Origin of the sequence: Halobacillus sp. GSS1 (genome assembly GCF_017307035.1) — a bacterium.
GTDB classification, from domain to species: Bacteria; Bacillota; Bacilli; order Bacillales; family Halobacillaceae; genus Halobacillus; species Halobacillus litoralis.
Window position 1 is genome coordinate 264,442 of sequence record NZ_JAFLHE010000004.1, and the last position, 22,848, is coordinate 287,289.

Sequence of the window (22,848 nt, forward strand, 5' to 3'; positions counted from 1 at the left end):
CGTTCCTTATTAATTTCTCCAAGATTTCATTCCCTATGTCCTACTTTTCGTCCTTATTCGTGAATGAATACGATCAGTTTGAAAAGACTAAGAAAAAAGCACGGATATTGCAGTGAATGACTGAATGCAATCCAAATTGGAGGAGTTCAAAATGCCAGAAAGTCCTCGTTTATCCTCATCCGAAATCGGAACTTTATGGATGACTTATCAACAAAAAACGATGATTCTTACAATGCTTGAGTATTTCATAGAACAAGCGGATGACCCTGAAGCCAAACAAATCATGACGAATTTGAGATCAACCATTCAGCCCTATGTTGGGAAAATTGAATCGATGTTTCGAGCAGAAGACATTCCAGTTCCCATCGGATTTACACATGACGATGTAAATAAAGGGGTACCGAAGCTTTATGATAACGGTTTTGATATTATGTTTTTGCGTTTGGTGAAAGAGATAAGCATGGGCATGCACACATTGAATTTAACCATGTCTTATCGTCCGGATGTCACGTTACTGTATCAGGAGCTGACCCAGATCACTCAAAAGTGTTATGACGATTGTACGCAATTTTTACTGACCAAAGGTTATTTACCTAAGTCTCCTTATGTTTCTGTTCAGAAGCAGGTGGAGCATGCGAAAGGGACGAATTATTTAGGGATGATCAATCCGAAAAAAGGGAAGCGGGCACTGAACACGGTCGAAATCGCTCATATCCACCATTCTATTGAATCAAACGTAACGGGGATGCACATGATATTTGGGTTTGCTCAATGTGCCACCCATAAAGATGCCAGCGATTATTTTTATAGAGGTGGAGAATTAGCGAAAGGCGTAATCAAAGAATTGAGTGAAGTGTTATTGCAAAACGACATTCAGTTCCCTACAACTGCGGGTGGTAATATCACCACTTCCAAAGTACCGCCGTTTTCCGATAAGATCATGATGTATTGTGTGAGTTTATTCTGCAGTTTTTCACTGGGAGGCAATTCTTTAGGAACTGCGTTCAGTTTACGGAATGACCTGCCTGCGAAGTTGACCATCTTTATGAAAGATATTTTCGAATATGCCCATAAAGGTGCGAAACTCATGATTGAGCATGGCTGGATGGAAGAACCGCCACAAACCATTAAGCATTGAAAGAAAAGAAACCTGACGCTCTTTCGTCAGGTTTTTCTATGTCAAGATTTCCATATTGACATCCTCCCCTTTATCGTTTAACATCGTAAAAGTCATTAAAACATATCAAATTACTTGGTTTTAAGGGAGGATTCTTATATGAAAAAGTTCGTTTTGTTTTTATCCATAGGTTTTCTAGCGATGGTTCTCGTCGCTTGCGGAAGCAGTGAGGAAGGCGATCAGGCTTCTTCGAGTGAAGGAAATGAGTCCGACAATTCTGAGCAGACTTTACTTGAACAAATTCAGGAAAGTGGAGAATTGGTGATTGGTACAGAAGGTACGTATCGTCCATACACCTTCCACGATGAAAATGATAAACTGACGGGTTTTGATGTAGAGATTGCGCGTGAAGTAGCGGATCGTCTTGGAGTCAAACCTGTATTCAACGAAACGAAATGGGATTCCATGTTCGCGGGTCTCAATGCGGAACGTTTCGATATGGTTGCTAACCAGGTCGGAATTACGGAAGAACGCCAGGAAGAGTATTCCTTTTCTGATCCTTACATCCAGTCTTCAGCGGTCATTGTCACACATAAAGATAATGAATCCATTCAGAGCTTCGAGGATTTGGAAGGTGTGAATGCGGCTCAGTCAATGACGAGTAATTATGCAGACATTGCCCGCGATAATGGCGCGGAAATCACAAGTGTAGAAGGATTCAACGAATCGATGCAGCTGCTTGCAACGAAACGTGTGGAAGCGACTGTCAACGATCGTCTGTCAGTGCTTGATTATTTGAACAACCGTGAGGATGCACCGGTGAAAATCGCTGCCCGCCAGGATGACGCTTCTCAAAGTGGTCTGCTATTCCGTCAAGGCAATGAAGATCTTGTAAAAGCCGTCAATGATGCACTTCAGGAAATGAAAGACGACGGCACATACCTTGAAATTTCCGAGAAGTGGTTTGGTGAAGATGTATCTAAGTAACATCTTTACAGACCCTGAAATGGAAAAGTATATCGATATTATCGTAAGCTCTTTTCTCCCTTTGGTGAAAGGGGCTTTGTATTATACAATTCCGCTCACATTGATTACATTTGCCATTGGATTAGTGTTGGCTGTGATTACTGCACTCATGAGGCTTTCCAACATGAAAGTTCTTCAGTGGATTGCGCGCACCTATGTGTCGATTATTCGCGGAACACCTTTGCTGGTGCAATTGTTCATCATTTTCTTCGGACTCCCGTCTGTCGGCGTAACGATTAACCCGTTGTATTCTGCCATCATCGGTTTTTCCTTGAATATGGGAGCTTACAATTCTGAAATCATTCGTGCGGCCATTTTGTCGATCCCTAAAGGGCAGTGGGAAGCCGCTCATTCAATTGGAATGACCAATTTTCAGGCTCTCCGACGTGTTGTACTCCCTCAAGCGACGAGAGTGTCGATTCCACCATTATCGAACTCCTTTATCGGCTTGATTAAGGATACTTCGCTGGCATCGACAATTACGTACACGGAAATGTTCCGAAAAGCACAGGAAATCGCGGCAACGAACTATCATTTCCTGCTCGTCTATACAGAAGCCGCTGTCATTTACTGGGTTATTTGTATCGGTCTTTCCTTCGTGCAGGATCGTGTAGAAAACAGGTTGGATCAATATGTCGCAAAATAGGAGGGCGCTGCTATGATTACCGTCAAAGACCTCAACAAATCTTTTGGAGATTTGCATGTACTGAAGAATATCAATATGGATGTCGACCGAGGGGAAGTGGTTGTTGTCATCGGCCCCTCGGGTTCTGGGAAAACGACGCTGCTCCGTTCTTTGAACATTCTTGAGACACCGGAAGAAGGAGAAATCATGATTGGAGATCAGTCGATGGATTTTTCCAAGCCTTCAAAGAAAAAACAGGTCGTCGAATTCAGAAAACAAACCGGGATGGTCTTTCAAAACCATAATCTCTTCCCTCATTTCACCGCACTCGAAAATGTAATGGAAGGGCCAGTGACTGTACAAAAAGTATCCAAAGCGAAAGCACGCGAGCGAGCGACGGATATCTTAACGAAGGTCGGCCTTGGTGAGAAGCTGGATGCTTATCCCCATCAACTCTCCGGGGGGCAGCAGCAGCGCGTCGGCATTGCCCGTGCCCTTGCGACGGGAGTGGAAGTCATCTTGTTCGATGAACCAACTTCGGCTCTCGACCCTGAGCTTGTCGGTGATGTTCTTGATGTTATGAAAGAACTTGCGGAAGAAGGGATGACGATGGTCGTCGTCACCCATGAAATGAGCTTTGCGGAAGAAGTGGCCGACCGTGTCATCTTTATGGACCAAGGGGCCGTTGTCGAACAGGGAACCCCGGAGCAAATTTTCCAACAAACGAAAGAACCACGTACCCAGCAGTTCTTAAACCGGATACGGAAGTGAAGTCAGGCGTTTTTGCCTGGCTTTTTTTTGTTACTGTTTTTCATGTGCAAGTTAGGGCGTTACTTTTCAGCGTTAGGTCGCTGTTCGCCTTAGAACGACATCATCAAAATCCAGGTCTCTCCTATACCTGGATTTGTTTGAATATTCTTTACTTCCTGGTCATAAACTCATAAACTGTGAGTGAGCAAGTATTTTCCATTACATACGTTGGAGGAAATGCTATGAAGACATTAGAGCGCGTAACCATTGTAGAATACGAAGAAAAGTATGCATCATCTGTTGCAAAAATGTGGAATGAGAGCCGTGATAACTGGGGTGGTGATGCGGTTGTCACGACGGCAGAGGACGTCGTGGAAAAAGAATCGCAGTCTACGAATCTTCATTTGTTTCTTGCTGTAGTAGAAGATGAAGTGGTCGGTTATTGCGGGCTTTCCGAATATAAGGAAGATACAGGGGCTCTTTATATTCCTCTTTTGAATGTCCATCCCGGGTATCAAGGGTTGAAGATCGGTAAAAAATTACTGCTTCAAGCCATAGATAAAACTGTCGAGTATGGGTGGCCGCGGCTTGATCTTTTTACATGGCCGGGGAATACGAAAGCGGTGCCGCTTTATAAAAAGTGCGGGTTTTTCTGGGAGGACCGGGATGATGCGACTCATTTGATGAATTTCATGCCGCAAGTCCTTCAAATCGAAGCCCTGAAACCCTTTTTCAAAAAGCACGACTGGTACTCTACTAGTGTGAGACCGATGGAGATCAAACCTGATGGAACGAAGGAAAAAGGGTTCACGTTCTATGAATATCGTTGGGAAGCAGGAGAAGAATTTGTACGAGTGCAGTTCGAACGCACAGGACGTGGAATGACTCTCATCGAAACGAATGACTGGCGGGTAGAGATGGACGTCCCGGATTTTAAACTGTTGGAAAAGACGGACTATCCTGTGAGCTATCGCGTAGAGAACTTCACGGAAAAGCCAATGGAAGTTTCTATGTCAGGAGATTCTTCGGCACTTGTCAAAGAGGACCTGAATGAAGAAACAGAAGTGGAGTCCGAATGGAGTGCGGTATCTAACGTGCAAGTTCAAGTACCGGACCAGGAACCGAGCGCATGGAAAACGCATCCCGTCATCGGAGCAGTCATCACAATCAACGGCGATCGTATTCCATTGAGATCGGGTGTTTTCCCGCTGCAGGCAGGGAAGGTGGATATTTGCACGGTCCAAAAATATTGGCGGCCCCGGCAAAAAGGTACGCTTTATCTGGATGTAGAAAGTCGTATGGCAGACAAGGCGGTGTTGACAGTCAAGTTGCCACACCAGGAAGTGGTTGAGTGGTCGGGATCATCGGTTCAAGTGGAGGTGGAAGGCAAAGGACGCGCGACCATTCCGGTTTCTGTTGAATTGTTGAAGAATGGCTTTTTACATGAGGAAGTGCAGGTAGATGGACGTACGGACGCTGGACATTCTTTTTCCTTCCGTACAAAGATTGCGATCGCTTTTCCGGGATACGGTGGGAAATTTGGAGGAGACACCGATACAGATTGGTATGGATATAACGGGCCTTATTTTGTAAAGGTCGAAAAAAGAAATCACATGGTGTTTGTGGGATCAGTCCGGTCGAAAGAAGACCCGCTGCTCCTCATGACACCAAAGCTTGGCCAGCCATTCAGTGAAGAGTTTTCGAAAAAGATGGCGACGGTCGAGTATGTGGAGCTGGCCGAAGCGTTTGTAGTGAAAACCTCTCTTGAGTCGGAAGCGTTCCCGGGGATGTTGTTGAACAATTATTACAAAATCTATGGTGATGGACTTGTCGAGGTCCATCACGAACTCATCAATAACGGGGAGGATAATTATAAAAATCTTCATTTACTGCAGCCTGTCTTTCCGAAATATAAGGCCTTGGCTCTTCCGAATAAAGACGGTGTTGTCATTGGTACAGAAGCCTTGATTCCCTTTACGGAATACTTACGCGAAAAAGATCTCTCTGAACGGTGGCTCTACACGACGAATCGCGCTGGGGATACGTTCGGTATTGCGTGGCCCGAAGAAGCGACGGGAAGAAAAGACGACTGGCGGTTCGCTTTTGAATATCAGCTTGACCAACTTTCCTCAGGAGAAAAAAGGTGTATGGGCCCCCTTCAAATCGGTGTAAATGCTGCGGGTGACTGGTCTGCCTGGCGTGAAATGGTCATCGGTGAGGCTGATCCACTTCCGGAGAAACCAGTGTTTGAGATGGTACCGAAAGAAGGGATGGTTTCAAAAGCAGGGCATGAAGTGACCCATTCGTTCCGTTCTTTACTTACTCCGCATGTGTATGGAACGTTGACGGTTGGAAATGAAGGCAATTCCTATAGAAAAGAAGTGAAACGGGAGGACGGCGTCACCGCTATCGATGTGCCGATCGTCCATGAGCGGCCGGGTTTCGCTGCTTTATCTGGTACTTTCCGTTCTGAAGGAAGAAACGCGGAGTTCAAGTCTTATCAGCTCGTCCAGGGAGAGCAGAAGGTGGACGTAAGCCAAAAAGATGATCGTTGGACGGTCGATAACGGTGTCTTGACGTATTCAGCCTCGGCCTCTTATTTTCCTGGTTTCTATTCTCTCTGTCATCAAGGACGTGAGTTCCTTCATCATCAATATCCGGAAGCAGGTCCGAGAAGTTGGTGGAATCCATGGGGTGGAGGACTGCGTTATGTTTTGGACGGTGTGAGTCCTTTTTCGATGATGAAAGAAGAAACGAAAGTAGAAGCCATTTCGAAGGAAGACCAGTATGGGAATGATTGGACGGGAATTTGTCTCACTACAACTTTCCATGAGCACGAAAAAATGAAAGGTTTGACCTTGAAACAATATGCGCTGACATTACCTGAAGTGCCGGTCGTAGCCGTCTATGCAGAAATTGAACAGGGGGCCCCTCGGACCTTTGCTGCTGAGAAAATAGCATTGGAAGCCTTTTTTAAACCGGATAAACACTTATCCTCAAGCTTTGCTAGAGTACTGACAGAGGGTGTTTTCCATACGTATTATGCCGGGGTAGAAGAATATGATCTTGAATCCGGTCCTACTGTTGTCATTGGATCGGATGGGGAAAAAGATCACCTGATGATGGTCCACCCCCAAACGCGGAAGCAGGCAGAAATGTATATGAACCAGGACGTTTTTCTCGTGGAATCCGTTCACGAATGGTCCGCTTCCTCACAAAAGGTAGCGGCGGTTGAGCCAACCTTCTTCATCATCGGTGAACATGAAGAACCATGGAAGCAGCATCCGTTCCACCGGATTACTTTCAAGGGAATATAAAATGAAAATCATTGATGCACACATCCATTTTTCCAGCATCCAAAGTTTTAAAGACACGGGGCAGGACCTCTCCCGTGTCGATTATACAAAAGAAGGACTACGTAAAGAGATGGAAACAGGTGATATTGCTTTTGCCATTGGAATGGGCGTGACGGAAGGAAGAGAAGGCTTTCCGGACCGCCATGTTCAGACGCCGATGGGGCTTGATTTGGCTGAAGATTTACCGTCAGGATTAGGTGTCTGTCCAGGGATCAATCCTTTCTGCCTGGATCAGGACGCACTGGACAGATTAGAAACGGCGCTTCAAAAGCCGGAGACCGTCGGGGTCAAAATCTATCTCGGCTACTATCCGTTTTACGCTTATGACGATATCTATCAGCCCGTCTATGATCTTGCTGCTGCCTACGGGGTTCCTGTTGTTTTTCATACAGGAGACACGTATTCGGAACGAGGGTTATTAAAGTATTCTCATCCGCTGACGCTGGATGAAGTTGCCGTCGCGAGAAGGGATGTCAACTTCGTCATGGCTCACCTTGGGGATCCCTGGGTGCTGACAGGAGCGGAAGTCGTTTATAAAAACAGGAATATGTTTGCCGATTTATCCGGCTGGCTCGTTGGAACGAAAAAAGAACTGGATGCTCGTTTAGTGGACAATCATTTCGATCATGTCCGCCATGCGTTGACCTATTGTGACCATTACGAGAAGCTGCTCTTCGGTTCTGATTGGCCGCTCGTTCCGATCAAGGACTATGCAGACTTTATCGGTGCACTTATCCCTTCAAAGCATGTAGAAGATGTTTTTTATCAGAATGCCTGCCGGGTTTTCTCTAAAATTGAAAAAATGATGTAGGAAAAGTCTGTCCCTCCCCAGGGGCAGGCTTTCTTTGGTGCGAATAAAAAACCTTAGGGTCTTCGAGTGGAGTCTTCATGGTAGAGGGCTGGTTGTGTGGCGGACCATGCTAAGAGAAAGAAAACGTGGGAACACTTATGATATGGTAGAGGAAACGATGAAAGTGATAAAGGAGATTGTTATGGACGCACATAAAGGATGGAATTTGCAGCAGAGTTATACGGAACTCCCTGATGCTTTTTACACAAAAACGACACCTTCAGAAGTCGAGAATCCTGAACTCGTTCTTTATAATGAGGGGCTCGCAGAAAAGCTGGGTTTACCTACTAAACTGGATCCCGACATCTTCGGAGGGAATGCAGTACCGGAAGGGTCCGAACCGATCGCCCAGGCATACGCTGGCCACCAGTTTGGACATTTGACGATGCTTGGTGACGGAAGAGCTGTATTGCTTGGCGAACAAATCACACCTGAGGATGAGCGCTTCGATATCCAGTTAAAAGGCTCAGGCCGAACCCCGTTTTCCCGCGGGGGGGACGGACGGGCGACGCTTGGTCCGATGCTCCGGGAATACATCATTAGTGAAGCGATGCACGGATTAGGAATCCCGACTAATCGGAGTCTTGCAGTTGCAACGACAGGAGAATACGTACAGAGGGAAGACCTGCTCCCTGGTGCCGTCCTGACCCGGGCCGCTTCCAGTCATTTGCGTATCGGAACTTTTCAATATGCGGCGGGTCTTCAAGACCACGAGCAGTTGAAAGCCCTTGCTGATTATGCCATCGAACGACACGCTCCGGATCTTCTTCATTCTGAAAATCCTTATTTGTCCTTTTTTGAAAAAGTGATTGATCGTCAGGCATCTCTCATTGCTCAGTGGCAGCTTGTCGGCTTTATTCACGGTGTGATGAATACAGATAATATGACGATCAGCGGAGAGACGATTGATTACGGTCCGTGTGCGTTTATGGATACGTACAACCCGAAAACCGTATTCAGCTCCATAGATCGCCAGGGGCGTTATGCCTATATGAACCAACCCCCGATTGGAGCCTGGAACCTGGCTCGTTTTGCAGAAACCCTACTCCCGCTTTTCCATGGAAATCAGGAGGCCGCTGTTGAAATGGCGCAGGAAGCTCACGCCAAATATGAAGAATCTTATCACGCCTACTGGCTTAAAGGGATGCGGGCAAAATTGGGAATGGTGACAGCGGAAGAGCAGGACCAGCCTTTGATTGAAGACTTATTGGAAATGATGGAGAAAAACGAAGCGGATTATACGAACACTTTCCGTGCCCTGACGCTTGGGAGCCCTAATGAAACATCTCTGTACGGGAAGCCGGCATTTACCAACTGGTATAAGCAGTGGCAGGCGCGCTTGGAGCGTCAGGAGACCAGTGACAATGAGGTTCAGGTATTAATGAAAAAATCGAATCCTTCCATTATTCCGCGTAACCATCGGGTGGAAGAAGCTCTTGAAGCCGCGGTGGAAGAGGGAGATTTCAGTGTTGTGAAGCAATTGCTTTCTGTTTTGGAGGATCCTTATGCTTATACGGAAGAACAGGAAGCTTATACCGAATTACCTGATTCAGGCGATCAGCCTTATCGGACATTCTGCGGGACTTGAGTGGATGACATCGTAGGTGAAAAGGCAAAAACCCCCTGATTTGAGTTGAAAGTGTCCTTACTCCAGACGAAAGTGCCCTAACTCAAATGACGAAGTGTTTTTCTGACATTTAAGGAAAGAAATGAGTCATGTTCTGGTTATCTATGGTCGGAACTTTTGACAGAGGACTTTGGTCTGATTATAATAGTATGTATAGCAACTATTTAGGGAGACTGCCTATGAATTTAAGTTTTCAAGATTATATCAGCATTAAGCTGCACCAAACGGATTTAAAGTTGACAAGTTACGTGAAAGCACAGCTTCAACCTTACAATCTTGCACCAGAGCAGAACTTGATTATGATGCTGCTATGGGAAAAAGACGGGATGACGCAGAATCAGCTGGCTCATCATTTGAAAAAAGATAAGACGAATATTGCCCGGATGGCTTCGAATCTTGAGAAAAAAGGGTTTATCAAACGGAATTTTTGTACAGAAGATCGACGTTCCTTGGAACTTTATTTGACGGAAGAAGGAAGAGAGTTGAAGGAACAAGTGGTACCTGTCGCAGAAGCCTTCAATGACGCGGTGACTGAAGGAATATCAAAAGAAGAACTGCAAGAATTGGACCGGCTCCTTACGAAAATGCAAAACAACATTGAAGGGTGAGGAGCCCTTTTTTTCATCATATAGTAGTTATAGCAACTAATTGAAGGGGATGGTTGAAATGGCAAACTTTCAAAGAGAAGTGAATGATCATTGGTACGTTCAATATCAAGAGATGGGGTTTCCGGCTATTCAAAAAGGTTGGGTTCTGCCTGCTGACAGGTGGCGCGACTTCGATCCATTTATACTGATGGCTGAGGATTGGTTTAAAAAAGGAACGTTTCCGGATCACCCGCACCGTGGTTTCCAGACGGTCACGTATGTCGTTGATGGACGGTTGGAGCATATTGACAATGCCGGCGGGCGCGATATTCTTGAACCTGGTGACGTGCAGTACATGAATGCCGGCTGGGCAGCAAGACACGCCGAAGATGGAGTGGAAGATGATGTCGCGCATACGCTGCAGCTATGGTTGAACCTTCCGAAAGATAAGAAGAACTCTAAAACCATCTATCAAAATGTATATGGAGAAGAAGCTCCTGTCGTTCCTTTTGATGGGGGAGCAGTGAAAGTGTTTTCCGGGAATGTTGCCGGAGTGGAAGGACCCCTAGACTCCATTGTTCCCATTACGCTCAGCGAAATCACTTTATCTGAAGGTGCGGCATTCATTCTTGAACTGCCTGACAACCACAATGCTTTCCTCTATGTCCTTGCTGGTGATGTGGTAGCAGGTGAAAATGAAGTGAATGTGAAGAAGCATGGCGTCGGTACACTTTCTTTTCAGGAAGATGGGGAAGGAACGAGTGAATTAAAGCTTATCTCTAAGAAGCGCCGGACGAAGGTGCTTGTCTATTCCGGTGCACCAATCAGAGAAGAAATTGTCCCACATGGCCCGTTTGTCATGAATTCAATGGAAGAGATCAAGCAGGCTTATGACGACTTCCGTAAAGGGAAGTTTGGGCCTCCTGCGGTTTGAGCAATGAAGACTCCTGTTTAATCAGGAGTCTTTATTTTTTTGCGTATTGTTTATGTTCATACATTCGCTCATCAGCCAGGTTAAGATACAAATCCAAATTTAAATCCTCACTGAAAGCTTCCGTTGGGAGTTGGATCAAGCCGTAGGAAATAGAAGCTCCTTCTTCGATCTGTTTAATCGTTTGATTAAGGTCCTGGGCTAATTTTTCTGCACCATTTTCCTTGTACCCCGACAGGACGAGGACAAATTCATCGCCTCCGAACCGGAAAGCTCCGTCAAAATCTTCGTGGATGTTGGAAAGACACCCGGCGAATTTTTTCAACACACGATCCCCTTCCTGGTGACCTCGGCGATCATTGATCTCTTTAAAATTGTTAAAATCAACAAGGATCAGGGTGACAGGGAAGGCTTCTTTCTGCGCTCTTACCAGTTCTTCTTTTACATAGGGATAAAAATACCTGCGGTTATACAGCGAGGTTAGTGGATCTCTCATGCTTTGGTGCTTTAGCTTTTTGTTTTGCTCCTCTATGTATCCTTGAAAAAATGAATTCTGCCTCTTATTTGTAATGTCAAAAAAACGTTCAATAATGGGAGAGGAATCAACGTCAGCGTCCACGGCAGTGATGGCTTTCAATACGCTTTGGATGCTGCACATTCTGGTGCTGTGTGTCAGCTGGAGCATCAAATCAATCGTAAAAAAATCGCGTTCAGCGAAAGCGGCACCCACGCTGACCCCTTCCTTATAATCTTTCTTTATATACCTGTCATATTCTTTTTCTGGTAGAAACAAGGCATCACAGGATCTGCGTAAGGTCTGAATCAAGTGACTGGAGTACTCAGGATAATGCTCCACATATGCCATGAATTCTCTTATGTGGCTCATATCCAGTAGATGATCTTCAACAGCCTTCGGGATGGTCGCTTGTAAAGCTTGAGCATACGTGTGTTTTAACATGGCCCAGGGGATGGGACCTTCCATTTTCTTCACCTGCCTGAAAGGGAATTTTACTTCTGAGGTCTTCAGACTCAAGCAAAAATACTATAGAATGTTCTTTATAATAGAATAGATGAAATATTTGGAAAATGCTAGGCTTGAGGTGTAGAAATGTTCATCAAGGAGGAAAAGGTATGAGCTTTCAAGAATTAAAAGATTTCAACGCATTCACAGACTTATCGAGACGCTGTTACCCGGGGATGAAATTAAATACTCGGGAAGAGCAGGAAAGGTACACCGAGCACCGGAGGAAAATGGCTCAGAAGAATGACATACACACGATCGGTCTTTATGAAGATAAACAGCTCGTCGGTGGATACATCGCTTATGACCACCTCATGAATGTATATGGTCATCAAGTAGAAGCTGCAGGAATTGGGACCGTAGCGGTTGATCTTCCTTACAAAAAACAAGGCCATGCGAAGCGGATCATTCAACATTTCATTACAGAAGCTAGAGGCAAGGGGCAAACCATCGCCCATTTGTACCCGTTTAAGCCTTCTTTTTATAAGCGGATGGGATTCGGGCTCGGTCCAAGGTTGTCCACCTACCATTTTCATCCTTCTCAGCTCCCTTCCTATGATGAAGGAGAGAAGGTGGAAGTGTTGCATTCCAATCATCAGGATGAAGTGAAAGCCTGTTATGACACATGGGCAAGGGAGAACCACGGGGCAACAGCCATTCCTCAGTATGGATTCGCTTTCCTCGAGAAAGAAGAGCTTCACACTTTTGGCGTAAGAGAACAGGGGAGGCTTACGGGATATGTGACGCTTGAATTCAGGGAAGGCGATCACTTTTTGCAAAACGATGTTCATGTCAAAAACTTTTTCTACACGTCGACAAAAGCCTATCGGACACTTATTCAATATCTACATAATCAAAAAGATCAAGTGCGCTCCATCTATTTCCCGACGTTTGATCAGGAATTTTCTTATTCACTGAATGATCCTGTCCATGTAGATGAACAGCTCATCTTTTCCATCTACCATAAAGTCAGTGAAGAAGGCCGGGGGTTGATGTATCGCATCCTGGACATCCCTGCTTTCCTTGAGAAATTGGGAGAGGTCACCTTTGGAATGGATACGGTCAAGATTGGATGGAAAGTGAGCGACTCTTTCCTGAATGAAACATACGAGTCGGTCTGGCAGTTTACGAATGGAAAACCGGAAGCCACCGATGAAGAGGCTGAGGTGATCATTGAAATAGATATCGCGCATTTTTCTTCCTTAATGATGGGCTGCGTGTCGCTTTCGAGTTTGTTGAGGTGTGGAGCGGCTGTCAGGGATGGACGAGCTGTGAACCTGTTTCACCATCCGTATCAGCCGAAAAGCTGGACATTTTTCTAACTGAAACCATACCTATATAACATGGGAATTCAGGTGTAGGGAGAGGGAACGATGAGACAGAAAAAGGTATACGCAGCTGTAAAGCACTTTGAAAGTGGTCCTTTTGCAAACGTGCTCGAGGCTTTTCGGGTGCGTTATGAAAGGATAGGGGAGACAGCAGGGACCATTTATACGACTCCACTTTCCTATGAAGAGCTTGTCGCACTCGCTGACTTTATGGATGTGAGTGTGTACGCTTTGGACTTACAAAGGAAACTTTCTTTAAAGAATTTTGAAGGGAAATTACAGGCGAAATACCCCGGAGTGAAGCTTGAACAGCTGCTGAGCGCGTATTATGGTAAGGAAACCGTTCCGCTATTGGATGAAAAATAGTGTTGCCAGAAGGTTGACGCATGGTGGATATGGGTATATAATAAAGTTAATTATTCTTGTTCGGTTAGGAATGAAAGCTAAAGGAACTTGAAAGTGACTTTCGTCTTGAATGAATAGGCAGAGCAATTATAGTAATACAATGTGGATCTTTCATCCACGCAGGAGGTAACAACATGTTACAAGGTACAGTTAAATGGTTCAACGCAGAAAAAGGTTTCGGATTTATTGAAGTAGAAGGTCAAGACGACGTATTCGTACACTTCTCTGCTATTCAAGGCGAAGGTTTCAAAACTCTAGAAGAGAACGAACAAGTTTCTTTCGAAATCGTTGAAGGCGACCGTGGCCCACAAGCGGCTAACGTTCAAAAATAAGTAAGTAAAAAAGACTTCCGACTCGTTCGGAAGTCTTTTTTTTTTTTGCAAAATACTGATGTATTTGTGAAAGTCACTGATAAAAGCGCAAAACCCACCGATAAATACGCCAAACCAACTGATAAATGGCGAAAACCTACCGATAAACGGCCAAAAGTCACTGATAGAATTAGAAGTTGATAATATCTGGTTGGGAGTCGCTAATAAAATGGTGAAAAGCTACTTATATATTGCGCAAACCTGCTAATAAAACCTACAGCTCTATAGCTCCAACAAAAAAGCCAGACTCCCATAAAGAGTCTGGCTTTTGACAATTTACACCCACGTATAATCATTTCCCCAGCTCTCCTGAGCAAGCTGGCGGATTCCATCAACAATGGAATTTTCCACTGCATATGCATCCCCTTGTTCGTAAGGGTTATAGTGGAAGGCGTATAACCGGGAAACGAATTGGTGGAAAGGAAGAGAGCTTTCGCCTTCCATTTCGCCATTCCCGCTGACGCTTGGTTCAATGTTCTGCCCCCAGTTCTGGGAACCGTCATTGTTCGGGTTATAAAAGTAGATTCTTTCTTCGCCACTCGGGTCTTTCGTTATTCTTGTAATCGATACAGCGTGGAGACCGAGCAGTTTGCCGTGCACGTTGGTAATGAAAATGCCGACAGGGTTTGGATAAATCAATTCATAATCATCATTGTATTCTGTATGATGGGTAGCGTAGAAAAGTTTAACGAATCCTGGGTAATCCAATACGTATCCGGTAATCGGATCGAACACGGAACTGAAACCTTTCTGGACCCAGTTTCCATAAAACGCCGGGTTAACCCAGCGGTGACCGTCTTCTCCTCGCAAAGCGACACGCGTCATCATTTCACTATAGATCTTGTCCAAGTGTGGGACGAGGACAAGGGATACAGGATCGAGCTCTTTATCAAGATCCGGAGCAAGTCCACCTGTTAGCTCTTTGGAATGAATCGGTGTTCCTTCAAACGTAAAGTCAAGGTCGCCGTCACGTGCCGCACGCGGAATGATTTCAAGCAGGAATCCCGGTGCGTGCTGTGCCCATAAGCTAATTCCACGGGCGGCCTGACAGGTCGGGTTGAACCCTTGACCAACGCCGAGCGGTTGACCGAGCACTTGGATCGTCCCCGCGACAAGTATACTGTTCGCAGTGACACCTTCGCCCGTATTCGTCGTTGAATATAGAGCATTTCGGACATCCGGGCGGATATCAAGTTCTACCAATCGCCTTAGGCCCGGTGCAACAGGGGAGTGTGACAATACCCCACGCTCAAGTAACATTGAAAGACCATAAATCGCCTGGCGGGTTCCAGGGAAAATGGAAGCCCGGATCAACTGGATGACGAGTTCCCGGTGCTCTTCAAGGTTCGCACTGCCTTTACTGTTTAGGTTCAGAGCATAGGCGAGAAGGGCAGGGTTTCTTTTGCTCAAAAAGCGGATCAAGGTTGCGTGATGCGGAGCTACAAGTCCTGTTTCACGCATGGATTGAGCGAGTGCGACGCTTTCGGAAATAAGGTCGGTACGCGTGAGTGTTTTTAACTGAGAACGGTATGCATGGACGTCGTTGAACTGTGCACTCAGTTTAGAAGGACCTTCGATGGCTGCAATGAATTGTTTCAGTTCAGCCTTCCCATGTTCATCTGAATCGTGGTCGAGCATTTCTTTAGCCATTTTAATCATGGATACGATGCGCTTCACCATAATAGGACGTTGCGCTGTGAGTCGTTTAATTTCATTGATAAGGGTTTGGATCAGAGCGGTTGACGAAAGGTGAGTAGATAGAAATTGGAATAACTTACCCGCTTTTTCATCATTCTCATGCTTTTCAATCCGGGAACTTTCACTGGCATCCGGGAACAAGAGGTTCAGATTCAGGACCATCACTTCATTCAAAAATTCTTCAGCCATTTCAGGCGGAACATTCGAATTGGTCGCTTTTCCTTTAGCTAAAGCGAGCATGCGCATTTCACTTAGAACTTCAATGATCATAGGCAGGCCTTTCGCTTTCAGGGAACCTGCGACAAGAGGGGGCTGTAGCTTCTCCGCTGCTTCCCAAGGTCCATCCTGAAATACACCCGCTTCTTCCAATCGGCCGGCATGCTGATATAAATTATCAAAGCCATCCTCTGCTTCAATCAGTCGGTTCGCTTCCTGATAGACATCTGTCTGGTACTTGGATTTGGCAAAGGATGGAGCTTTATCTAATTGATCTAAAGCATAGATGAAACGTTCGACAAGGGCACTCGTCGTTTGAGGCATAAAAACCTCTCCTTTCTCTATCGCATGCGATTATACGTAAAAGTTGTATTGCTCGTATGACTTCAGCAAATCGGTCATTTCTTCACTGTCACGGCCATAGAAAAAGATCGTTCCATAGTGGTTTCCGAAACCGACACGTTCAGCTACTTTTCCTTGAGGAGGGGTGAACATATCGTGCTTCTCAAAGTACGGATGGTCTTCAAGTTCTTCAGGAATCTTCAAGTCTTCAACATAATCCACATTCGGGTGAACCATTAGGCAACCGGCGTAATTTTGGTAATCGTAAGGATCTGGGAAAAATTCACGGATTTCCTCTTCTGTTGTATTCGGATCACTGCAAAGGATTTGAGCTTCATAGGCACTGAATCCATAAGCGCGCTCAATCAACTCGAAAATATGACCTCCTGGTACACGGGCCGCTACTTCTCCAAAGTGAAGCGTTCCGTCCTGGGTAATAAAGTACTCGGGATGAATGACACCGTATTCGATTTCAAAAGCGTCCACCAGCTGTTGGACAGCTCGTTCAATGAGTGGGCGCTTTTCCTCTAAGCTCGGGGAAGCCGGAACGAAGTTGGAATAGCCAAGCTTCACATACTCCGTAATATTGAGAAAACGAACCTTGCCTTTATGAATGAAGGCTTCGCAGGAGAATTCCTGTCCATCCAGGTGACTTTCCATCAATAGTGGGAAGTCAACATCCTGAATTCGTTCAATATCCTCATTATTATAGATTGCCAGGTGACCGACAGAACCCGCTTTGTCCAATGGTTTGACGTGGATCGGATCGAGGTGATCTCCTTCCAGTTTCAACAAAGCTTCGTTGACACGCTTCAAGAAACGCTGGACGTCATCTTTGTCGCGGGCCTCTTCAAAGACGCCGACCTTGATGCCGGAAATTTGTGCTTTCCGCTTCATCATTCCTTTGTCACGAAGCAATAGGGAACGGTTGAATACACGAGGGTCTTCACGGAAACGAGCATTGAGTGCGCCCGCCCATTCCACACATTCTTCATATAAAGGAACTGCAAGCTCTACACCCATGTCCTTCAATTGCTTATACAAATGATCAGAGCTTTCATTGAGCTTGTTAAAGTCCCATCCTACAAACGGAATGTCGTGCTTTTCTGCATACGTCTCAAATTCTGCAGGTCCGACAACGACGAATGGACGATTCATGCGAGCTGCAGCCTCGATGGCCTGCACACTCCAGCCGACTAAAGCCGTGTAATACGGTTTTGTTTGAACCGTCTCATCTACAGTCGCATTCAATTCAAGTTGATCTAAATCCATTACGAACCTCTCCTTTGTCAGTGAAAATATAAGTATAGGAAACTTTGACACTGTTACTCTTAAAGTATCAGAATAGGCCAAAAACTGTAAGCTTTATTCGCGCATTCGACAAAACTAGTGTTCCTTCTACAATGATTACAACAAAAGAGGTCATAAAAATTTCTACGGGGGAAGTCGATTTCCCAGGAAATAAAGCGAATCATCGATCAAGAAGTTTAGATGAAGGGATTTACGTAAAAAGTATAGTACTGAAAAAAAGGAAGGTGCCTATGACAAAACAAAAAACCTATCAGGATCGTTTGAAAAATCTTGATCCACGTAAAGCGGTGGAGCGGGGACGAGCCTATTTCTCTGAGAAAGAATATGGTGAAAAGCTTCGTACGTACAGCAGTCGAATCGGGACTAAAATCGTCTATTACAGCCTGCTTCTGTATTATGCCTTCAAAAGCCCTGATACACCAAAGAAAGCCAAGCTGACGATCGCAGGCGCATTAGGTTATTTGATCTTACCCCTTGATGTCATTCCGGACTTCATCCCGGTCGTTGGTTTTACGGATGATAGTGCCGTCATCATCTATGCTGTCTATCAAGTAATTTCCCATATAGATGATCAGGTGAGGGAACAGGCGAAAACAAGACTCTTGAAAATCTTTAACGGTCAAGTGGACGTTGATGATTTGGAAGCCCCCGTACAGAAAAAAGAGTAGGCAAGGAGACCATTTCCAGGTTTCCTTGCTTTTTTCATGTTCCACAATCATGTATAATAAGCGTGTTTTGTAAAAGGGAGAAGATACAATGACAGCGACATTCCAACACTTGAAAACGAATGGAGACTTTTTCAAGTATTTAAATAAAAAGAATCAATATAAACAGCCTGTCCGGGAGTGTATGCTGCGGACGATGGCGAAACTTCAAGGTACAAACACGACCGAGCACCGACCCGGCATGCTTCTTGGGAAAATCCAATCCGGGAAAACACGTACGTTCATCGGTTTGATGGGACTCGCGTATGATCATGGTTTTGATCTCGTTATCCTTTTGACGAAAGGGACGAATGCGCTTGTCAAACAGACGTATGCCCGTCTGCACGAAGAGTTCGAAGGGGCAATCGAACACGATGCCCTGCAGGTTTTTGATATTATGAACATGCCTGATAATCTACGAAAATATGAATTATCACAAAAGCTGGCTCTTATCGTCAAAAAGGAAACTCATAATCTGGATCGGCTGCAGCAGGCGGTGATGGAAAAATATCCATCCCTGCAGAATAAGCGCGTGCTTTTCATCGATGACGAAGCTGACTTCGCAAGTGTCGCTTACGAATACAAGCGGGAGCAGAATATCAAACAAATGCGCGTGATTGCATTAAAAATCAATAAGCTTAGAAAAGCGCTGAACCGCCCAGCGTTTTTACAAGTCACTGCGACTCCTTATTCCCTTTATTTGCAGCCGGAAGAAATGAAAGTCCATGAAGGGAAGGTGTTCGAACCGATCCGCCCGGCGTTCACAGAACTTGTGCCTGTACATGACCGCTATATCGGTGGGAATGTTTATTTTGACAAAAGTGAGAAGGACGGTCACCTTGCTTCCTTCCTTTACCATGAAGTCGAGGAAAAAGAGTTGGAGGTCATGAAAAAGATGGATGGCCGTCGTGTGAAGATGGATCGTTTGCTGAGTCAGAAAAATATTGCAAACATTCGGAGGGCGGTTGTGAACTTCATTGTGGGCACGAGCATCCGTCGTTTTCAGCAACGGATGAAAGGCCGAAGACAACAAAAGTATTCTTTTATCATCCACACTGAGCGTGGGAAAAATGCACATGCCTGGCAGGCCGAACTGATCCAGGGTTTTGAAACGTTGCTTATCGAGGGTGCCCGGTCGGAATCGGAAGAGTTTCAAAGGCTTGTTCGTGAGTCTTATGACGACCTTATCCGTTCAGTGAATACATTGAAAAAGACTCCGGCTCCTACTTTTGACGATGTGTACGAAGAAGTCCGTCATTCTTTGGATGAAGAATATCTCGTAAGCAGTGTGGTCAACTCGGAAAAAGATGTGACCGAACTGCTCGATCATAAAGGAGAGTTGAAGCTTAGAGCTCCCATGAATATTTTCATCGGCGGGCAAATCCTTGACCGTGGAGTGACGATTCACAACCTCATCGGCTTTTTCTATGGAAGAAACCCGAAATCTTTTCAACAGGATACGGTCTTGCAGCACTCTCGAATGTATGGAGCAAGACCAGCCGCAGACCTTGCTGTTACCCGTTTTTACACAACACAAAAGATCTACACAGTCATGAAACGAATCCACGAGTTCGACAGGGAACTGAGGAACGCTTTCGAACGCGGCGGCCATCATAAAGGTGTTGTTTTCATTCAAAGAGATCTCAAAGACACGATCATGCCATGCAATCCTAATAAAATTTTATTATCCAGCCTTACGATGATTAAACCACACAAGCGTATACTGCCTGTCGGTTTCCAAACGGGATATAAAACGCATATCGAAAAAACGGTACGCAAGATCGATCAGCTGGTTGAAAACGCTAAAAAGAATGCTCGTGCCACTAAAGATGAGGCGTATCTTATACCGGTAACGAGGGCGAAGGAGATCCTTCGTCTGGTTCATGAGACTCTGGAAATGGAAAACGGTCATGATTTTCATCTAGAAGAATATGAAGGAATCCTCGATTACTTGGGTTCTGAGGCGCAGGATGAGGCTTTCGTCTGGCTGCTTACAAGAAAGAATAGGCACATTCGCCGTTTCAAACAGGATGGGAAGTTCGAAAACTCCCCTGATACACCGGGGAAAGGGACAGGGGAACTCACAGTGGCAAGGAAGGTCGCTCAACAACACCCGGCTTTCCTCATGCTTCGTCAGGAAGGAAAAAAAGAACATGGTTGGCGCGGGACACCATTCTGGTGGCCTGTCCTCATTGCCCAGGCCGAGACAGCTCCAACTGTGTATGCGAATAAGACCATCCAGGACTAGTAAGAAAGCCTGTACCCGAGAGATAAAAGGTACAGGCTTTTTTACATATTGAACGGAGTCTTCCACAATAGTGTTTTGGTTGACTTTCTGATTTTAGTGTGGAAAAAAAGACCCAGTGAAAGGGTCTTTTTTATATTTCTTATTTTTCAATAGGTTCATCAAATAAATCCGTGAACTTGGCGACGTTCTCGTAACTGAATTCGAACGCCATGCGGACCTCACCAAATCCAGGTTGATAGAAATACCCCTGAACTTCATAACTGCCCGGGTTTTCTCTGACTTTTGTGAGATGGAAGTATCTTTGGATGAACTGGGCCATTTCCTCCAGTTTCTTATTCCGTACCTTGATCCATTGGTCTCTTAATTCTTCTGTTGGAAAGTCAGATTCTTTTAACATTTGCTCACTCCTCTAAGGAAATCAAAGCTATGAAACTGTTTGTTACCATTATACTATAAAAGCTCACAGTGATTTTCAACTACTATCCGAAAATTATGACACTCTCTCCCTAAACCTTAAAAGCTTATGAGCATGGGTACTAGATTATTAGTCGTTTTTGAGTAAGTGTCATTTTTTTAAGGATGTTTTTTGAAAATACACTTTACCTTTACGTAACGTTACCCTTTATAGTGGGGTTTGAAAAGGGGGATTCCTACATGAAGATTACGGAAGTAGCGAAATTATTGGAGACGACACCAAGGACGATTCGTTTTTACGAAGAAAAAGAATTGATTTTTCCACAAAAAGCGGCCAATGGATACCGGATCTACACAGAAGAAGAGGTCGGGGATTTGCGTACCATCCTTGCTTTGAGGGAGATTGGCTTATATACGAAGGAAATTAAGAAAGCCTTGGAACAGAATGATGATTTTACGGATTACCTACATACCCAGCGTTCACTGCTTAATGAAGAAATGCTCCAAATCAGAGACATGATGGTAACGATAGATCGTATGATTGAGGTGAGTGGGAAGGCAGGAGAGGAGGAACAGATGATGGATAGGGCACGTGAGTTAAAGGGATTGAAAGAGAAGCGGACCAACTGGCGCGATCGTTGGGATTTTGATGATCAAGCGAAAGATTACGATAACAACATTAAAACCACTGGGTACCGCTTCAATGTTCACCAGGATTATGAAGAGGCTCTGGAAAAGGTACATACATGGATGGATGCATCACACGAAGAAAGAGGGGCAGATATTGGGGCAGGAACTGGTAACTTGACGCGGCGGTTTCTGAAACAGGGGATTTCTATGGCTGCCGTGGATCAGTCAAAAGAGATGCTGAAGGTTTGTGGAGAGAAACATCCCGGGGTGGAGACACGTCTCGGTCACTTCCTTTCACTTCCATTGAAAGATCAAGAGGTGGACTTCGTCGTTTCGAGCTATGCACTTCATCATTTACCGGATGAGGACAAGGAGCTTGCGCTTGAAGAGATTGACCGGGTCCTGAGTGACTACGGGCGGGTAGTGATTGCCGATTTAATGTTCAAAGATGAATCAGACAGAAAAAGCATCCTGGAAAGTTATCAGGAAGAAGGGAACGAGGAAGCGATAGAGGCGATTGAAGATGAGTACTATGCTGATCGTTCACGTTTGATGAGGTGGTGGGAAGAGCATGGATATGATGTGAAGGTCCATCAGTTCAATCCCATTCTCCACTTGCTCTATGCTCAAAAGATGGAAAGGGGAGTAAATGAATGAATGACTATATTCAGACGATGCGCCAAATGATCGGTCAAGAAACATTGCTGACTGTTGGCTGTGGGGCAATCATTGAAGATGTCCATGGTCGTATTCTGCTGCAAAAACGTTCGGATCATGGATTGTGGGGGATTCCAGGTGGACTGCTTGAGATCGGGGAGACTTTCGAGGCGACAGTCAAAAGGGAAGTGAAGGAAGAAACGGGCTTCGATCTAAGAGAGTTGGAATTGTACGGCATCTATTCCGGTGAAAATGGTTTTGCTACTTATGAGAATGGTGACAAAGTATTTAGTGTGCAAATTGTTTTTAGAAGTACATGCTATAATGGAACGCTATCGCACAACTCCGAAAGTAAGAGGCAAGAATTTTTCTATGCTGAAGAAATCCAGGAAAATCTTTTAAACCCTCATCAGGCCCCCTTTATACGGGATTGGATGGAAGGGGGAAGTGTCCCGGTAATCCGCTGATGAATTCCCTTTCATTCTTTCCACAAATTTTCCACATTTGTAAGAAAGACAAAATATTCCTTGAAAAAGCCTTGGCATGACAGGGTTTTGAAGTGGTTGAGTGCAGCCGGGTAGTGGGGAACGGCGATATGGGTGTGTTTACAGAAAGTAGTTCCGTGTTACAATGG

At 45.1% G+C, this 22,848-nt stretch carries 20 protein-coding genes; 16 read left to right on the plus strand and 4 right to left on the minus strand.

Going from position 1 to position 22,848, the window contains the following annotated elements; genetic code table 11:
• Positions 1–151 precede the first annotated feature (151 nt).
• The 9 genes from J0K78_RS11500 (at position 152) to J0K78_RS11540 (ending at position 10,872) form a co-directional block, all read left to right on the plus strand.
• The gene (locus J0K78_RS11500) at positions 152–1,138 is read left to right on the plus strand and encodes a DUF3231 family protein (protein ID WP_206947110.1); all 987 of its coding nucleotides are present in this window, start codon (positions 152–154) and stop codon (positions 1,136–1,138) included.
• A 138-nt stretch (positions 1,139–1,276) separates the two neighbouring features.
• Positions 1,277–2,104, plus strand: coding sequence for an amino acid ABC transporter substrate-binding protein (locus J0K78_RS11505; protein WP_206947112.1), 828 nt, complete (start codon positions 1,277–1,279; stop codon positions 2,102–2,104).
• Positions 2,091–2,789: an amino acid ABC transporter permease gene (locus J0K78_RS11510; protein WP_206947114.1), complete on the plus strand. Its 699-nt coding sequence runs from the start codon at positions 2,091–2,093 to the stop codon at positions 2,787–2,789. The genes J0K78_RS11505 and J0K78_RS11510 overlap by 14 nt, the downstream gene beginning before the upstream one ends.
• 12 nt (positions 2,790–2,801) lie before the next feature.
• Positions 2,802–3,539 (plus strand): amino acid ABC transporter ATP-binding protein, encoded by a 738-nt coding sequence (locus J0K78_RS11515; protein ID WP_206947116.1) that lies wholly within the window; start codon positions 2,802–2,804, stop codon positions 3,537–3,539.
• Positions 3,540–3,760: 221 nt separating this feature from the next.
• Entirely contained in the window at positions 3,761–6,835 is a 3,075-nt protein-coding gene (locus J0K78_RS11520; RefSeq protein ID WP_206947118.1) for a GNAT family N-acetyltransferase, read from the plus strand.
• A 1-nt stretch (position 6,836) separates the two neighbouring features.
• The gene (locus tag J0K78_RS11525) at positions 6,837–7,685 is read left to right on the plus strand and encodes an amidohydrolase family protein (RefSeq protein WP_206947119.1); all 849 of its coding nucleotides are present in this window, start codon (positions 6,837–6,839) and stop codon (positions 7,683–7,685) included.
• 181 nt (positions 7,686–7,866) lie between these two features.
• Positions 7,867–9,312 carry a protein adenylyltransferase SelO gene (locus tag J0K78_RS11530; protein ID WP_242517838.1) on the plus strand — a complete coding sequence of 482 codons (1,446 nt, stop codon included), beginning with the start codon at positions 7,867–7,869 and terminating at the stop codon, positions 9,310–9,312.
• A gap of 218 nt (positions 9,313–9,530) precedes the next feature.
• Positions 9,531–9,959 (plus strand): MarR family winged helix-turn-helix transcriptional regulator, encoded by a 429-nt coding sequence (locus tag J0K78_RS11535; protein WP_089651445.1) that lies wholly within the window; start codon positions 9,531–9,533, stop codon positions 9,957–9,959.
• A 49-nt stretch (positions 9,960–10,008) separates the two neighbouring features.
• The gene (locus J0K78_RS11540; RefSeq protein ID WP_370551113.1) at positions 10,009–10,872 is read left to right on the plus strand and encodes a pirin family protein; all 864 of its coding nucleotides are present in this window, start codon (positions 10,009–10,011) and stop codon (positions 10,870–10,872) included.
• A gap of 31 nt (positions 10,873–10,903) precedes the next feature.
• On the opposite strand, the gene J0K78_RS11545 is transcribed toward J0K78_RS11540, so the two are convergent.
• Positions 10,904–11,851, minus strand: coding sequence for a GGDEF domain-containing protein (locus J0K78_RS11545; protein ID WP_206947123.1), 948 nt, complete (start codon positions 11,849–11,851; stop codon positions 10,904–10,906).
• A gap of 149 nt (positions 11,852–12,000) precedes the next feature.
• Here J0K78_RS11545 and J0K78_RS11550 point away from each other — a divergent pair, with 149 nt between their 5' ends.
• From J0K78_RS11550 to J0K78_RS11560, 3 genes are all read left to right on the plus strand, one after another.
• The gene (locus tag J0K78_RS11550) at positions 12,001–13,212 is read left to right on the plus strand and encodes a GNAT family N-acetyltransferase (RefSeq protein WP_206947125.1); all 1,212 of its coding nucleotides are present in this window, start codon (positions 12,001–12,003) and stop codon (positions 13,210–13,212) included.
• Positions 13,213–13,263: 51 nt separating this feature from the next.
• Positions 13,264–13,584, plus strand: coding sequence for a hypothetical protein (locus J0K78_RS11555; protein ID WP_206947127.1), 321 nt, complete (start codon positions 13,264–13,266; stop codon positions 13,582–13,584).
• A 173-nt stretch (positions 13,585–13,757) separates the two neighbouring features.
• Positions 13,758–13,955, plus strand: a complete 198-nt coding sequence (locus J0K78_RS11560) for a cold-shock protein (RefSeq protein ID WP_089651440.1) — start codon at positions 13,758–13,760, stop codon at positions 13,953–13,955.
• Positions 13,956–14,270: 315 nt separating this feature from the next.
• Here the strand turns inward: J0K78_RS11560 and J0K78_RS11565 are convergent, their stop codons facing one another.
• Together J0K78_RS11565 and J0K78_RS11570 are read right to left on the minus strand one after the other, a co-directional pair.
• Positions 14,271–16,232: a hypothetical protein gene (locus J0K78_RS11565; RefSeq protein WP_206947129.1), complete on the minus strand. Its 1,962-nt coding sequence runs from the start codon at positions 16,230–16,232 to the stop codon at positions 14,271–14,273.
• Positions 16,233–16,262: 30 nt separating this feature from the next.
• Positions 16,263–17,522, minus strand: coding sequence for an ATP-grasp domain-containing protein (locus J0K78_RS11570; RefSeq protein WP_160914062.1), 1,260 nt, complete (start codon positions 17,520–17,522; stop codon positions 16,263–16,265).
• Between the two features lie 269 nt (positions 17,523–17,791).
• On the opposite strand from J0K78_RS11570, the gene J0K78_RS11575 reads away from it, so the two are divergent.
• The gene (locus J0K78_RS11575) at positions 17,792–18,229 is read left to right on the plus strand and encodes a YkvA family protein (RefSeq protein WP_206947131.1); all 438 of its coding nucleotides are present in this window, start codon (positions 17,792–17,794) and stop codon (positions 18,227–18,229) included.
• Positions 18,230–18,317: 88 nt separating this feature from the next.
• Entirely contained in the window at positions 18,318–20,513 is a 2,196-nt protein-coding gene (locus J0K78_RS11580; RefSeq protein WP_206947132.1) for a Z1 domain-containing protein, read from the plus strand.
• 139 nt (positions 20,514–20,652) lie between these two features.
• Here J0K78_RS11580 and J0K78_RS11585 read toward each other — a convergent pair whose 3' ends face one another.
• Entirely contained in the window at positions 20,653–20,910 is a 258-nt protein-coding gene (locus tag J0K78_RS11585) for a hypothetical protein (RefSeq protein WP_160914068.1), read from the minus strand.
• Between the two features lie 257 nt (positions 20,911–21,167).
• On the opposite strand from J0K78_RS11585, the gene J0K78_RS11590 reads away from it, so the two are divergent.
• Both J0K78_RS11590 and J0K78_RS11595 read left to right on the plus strand, forming a co-directional pair.
• The gene (locus J0K78_RS11590) at positions 21,168–22,214 is read left to right on the plus strand and encodes a MerR family transcriptional regulator (RefSeq protein WP_206947135.1); all 1,047 of its coding nucleotides are present in this window, start codon (positions 21,168–21,170) and stop codon (positions 22,212–22,214) included.
• The gene (locus J0K78_RS11595) at positions 22,211–22,681 is read left to right on the plus strand and encodes an NUDIX hydrolase (protein ID WP_206947137.1); all 471 of its coding nucleotides are present in this window, start codon (positions 22,211–22,213) and stop codon (positions 22,679–22,681) included. Before J0K78_RS11590 ends, J0K78_RS11595 begins: the two co-directional genes overlap by 4 nt.
• The last annotated feature ends 167 nt before the right edge of the window (positions 22,682–22,848 follow it).

Coding starts and splice junctions, on each gene's coding strand:
- J0K78_RS11500 (WP_206947110.1), top strand. CDS start 152: ATGCCAGAAAGTCCTCGTTTATCCTCATCCGAAATCGGAACTTTATGG.
- J0K78_RS11505 (WP_206947112.1), top strand. CDS start 1,277: ATGAAAAAGTTCGTTTTGTTTTTATCCATAGGTTTTCTAGCGATGGTT.
- J0K78_RS11510 (WP_206947114.1), top strand. CDS start 2,091: ATGTATCTAAGTAACATCTTTACAGACCCTGAAATGGAAAAGTATATC.
- J0K78_RS11515 (WP_206947116.1), top strand. CDS start 2,802: ATGATTACCGTCAAAGACCTCAACAAATCTTTTGGAGATTTGCATGTA.
- J0K78_RS11520 (WP_206947118.1), top strand. CDS start 3,761: ATGAAGACATTAGAGCGCGTAACCATTGTAGAATACGAAGAAAAGTAT.
- J0K78_RS11525 (WP_206947119.1), top strand. CDS start 6,837: ATGAAAATCATTGATGCACACATCCATTTTTCCAGCATCCAAAGTTTT.
- J0K78_RS11530 (WP_242517838.1), top strand. CDS start 7,867: ATGGACGCACATAAAGGATGGAATTTGCAGCAGAGTTATACGGAACTC.
- J0K78_RS11535 (WP_089651445.1), top strand. CDS start 9,531: ATGAATTTAAGTTTTCAAGATTATATCAGCATTAAGCTGCACCAAACG.
- J0K78_RS11540 (WP_370551113.1), top strand. CDS start 10,009: ATGGTTGAAATGGCAAACTTTCAAAGAGAAGTGAATGATCATTGGTAC.
- J0K78_RS11545 (WP_206947123.1), bottom strand. CDS start 11,851: ATGGAAGGTCCCATCCCCTGGGCCATGTTAAAACACACGTATGCTCAA.
- J0K78_RS11550 (WP_206947125.1), top strand. CDS start 12,001: ATGAGCTTTCAAGAATTAAAAGATTTCAACGCATTCACAGACTTATCG.
- J0K78_RS11555 (WP_206947127.1), top strand. CDS start 13,264: ATGAGACAGAAAAAGGTATACGCAGCTGTAAAGCACTTTGAAAGTGGT.
- J0K78_RS11560 (WP_089651440.1), top strand. CDS start 13,758: ATGTTACAAGGTACAGTTAAATGGTTCAACGCAGAAAAAGGTTTCGGA.
- J0K78_RS11565 (WP_206947129.1), bottom strand. CDS start 16,232: ATGCCTCAAACGACGAGTGCCCTTGTCGAACGTTTCATCTATGCTTTA.
- J0K78_RS11570 (WP_160914062.1), bottom strand. CDS start 17,522: ATGGATTTAGATCAACTTGAATTGAATGCGACTGTAGATGAGACGGTT.
- J0K78_RS11575 (WP_206947131.1), top strand. CDS start 17,792: ATGACAAAACAAAAAACCTATCAGGATCGTTTGAAAAATCTTGATCCA.
- J0K78_RS11580 (WP_206947132.1), top strand. CDS start 18,318: ATGACAGCGACATTCCAACACTTGAAAACGAATGGAGACTTTTTCAAG.
- J0K78_RS11585 (WP_160914068.1), bottom strand. CDS start 20,910: ATGTTAAAAGAATCTGACTTTCCAACAGAAGAATTAAGAGACCAATGG.
- J0K78_RS11590 (WP_206947135.1), top strand. CDS start 21,168: ATGAAGATTACGGAAGTAGCGAAATTATTGGAGACGACACCAAGGACG.
- J0K78_RS11595 (WP_206947137.1), top strand. CDS start 22,211: ATGAATGACTATATTCAGACGATGCGCCAAATGATCGGTCAAGAAACA.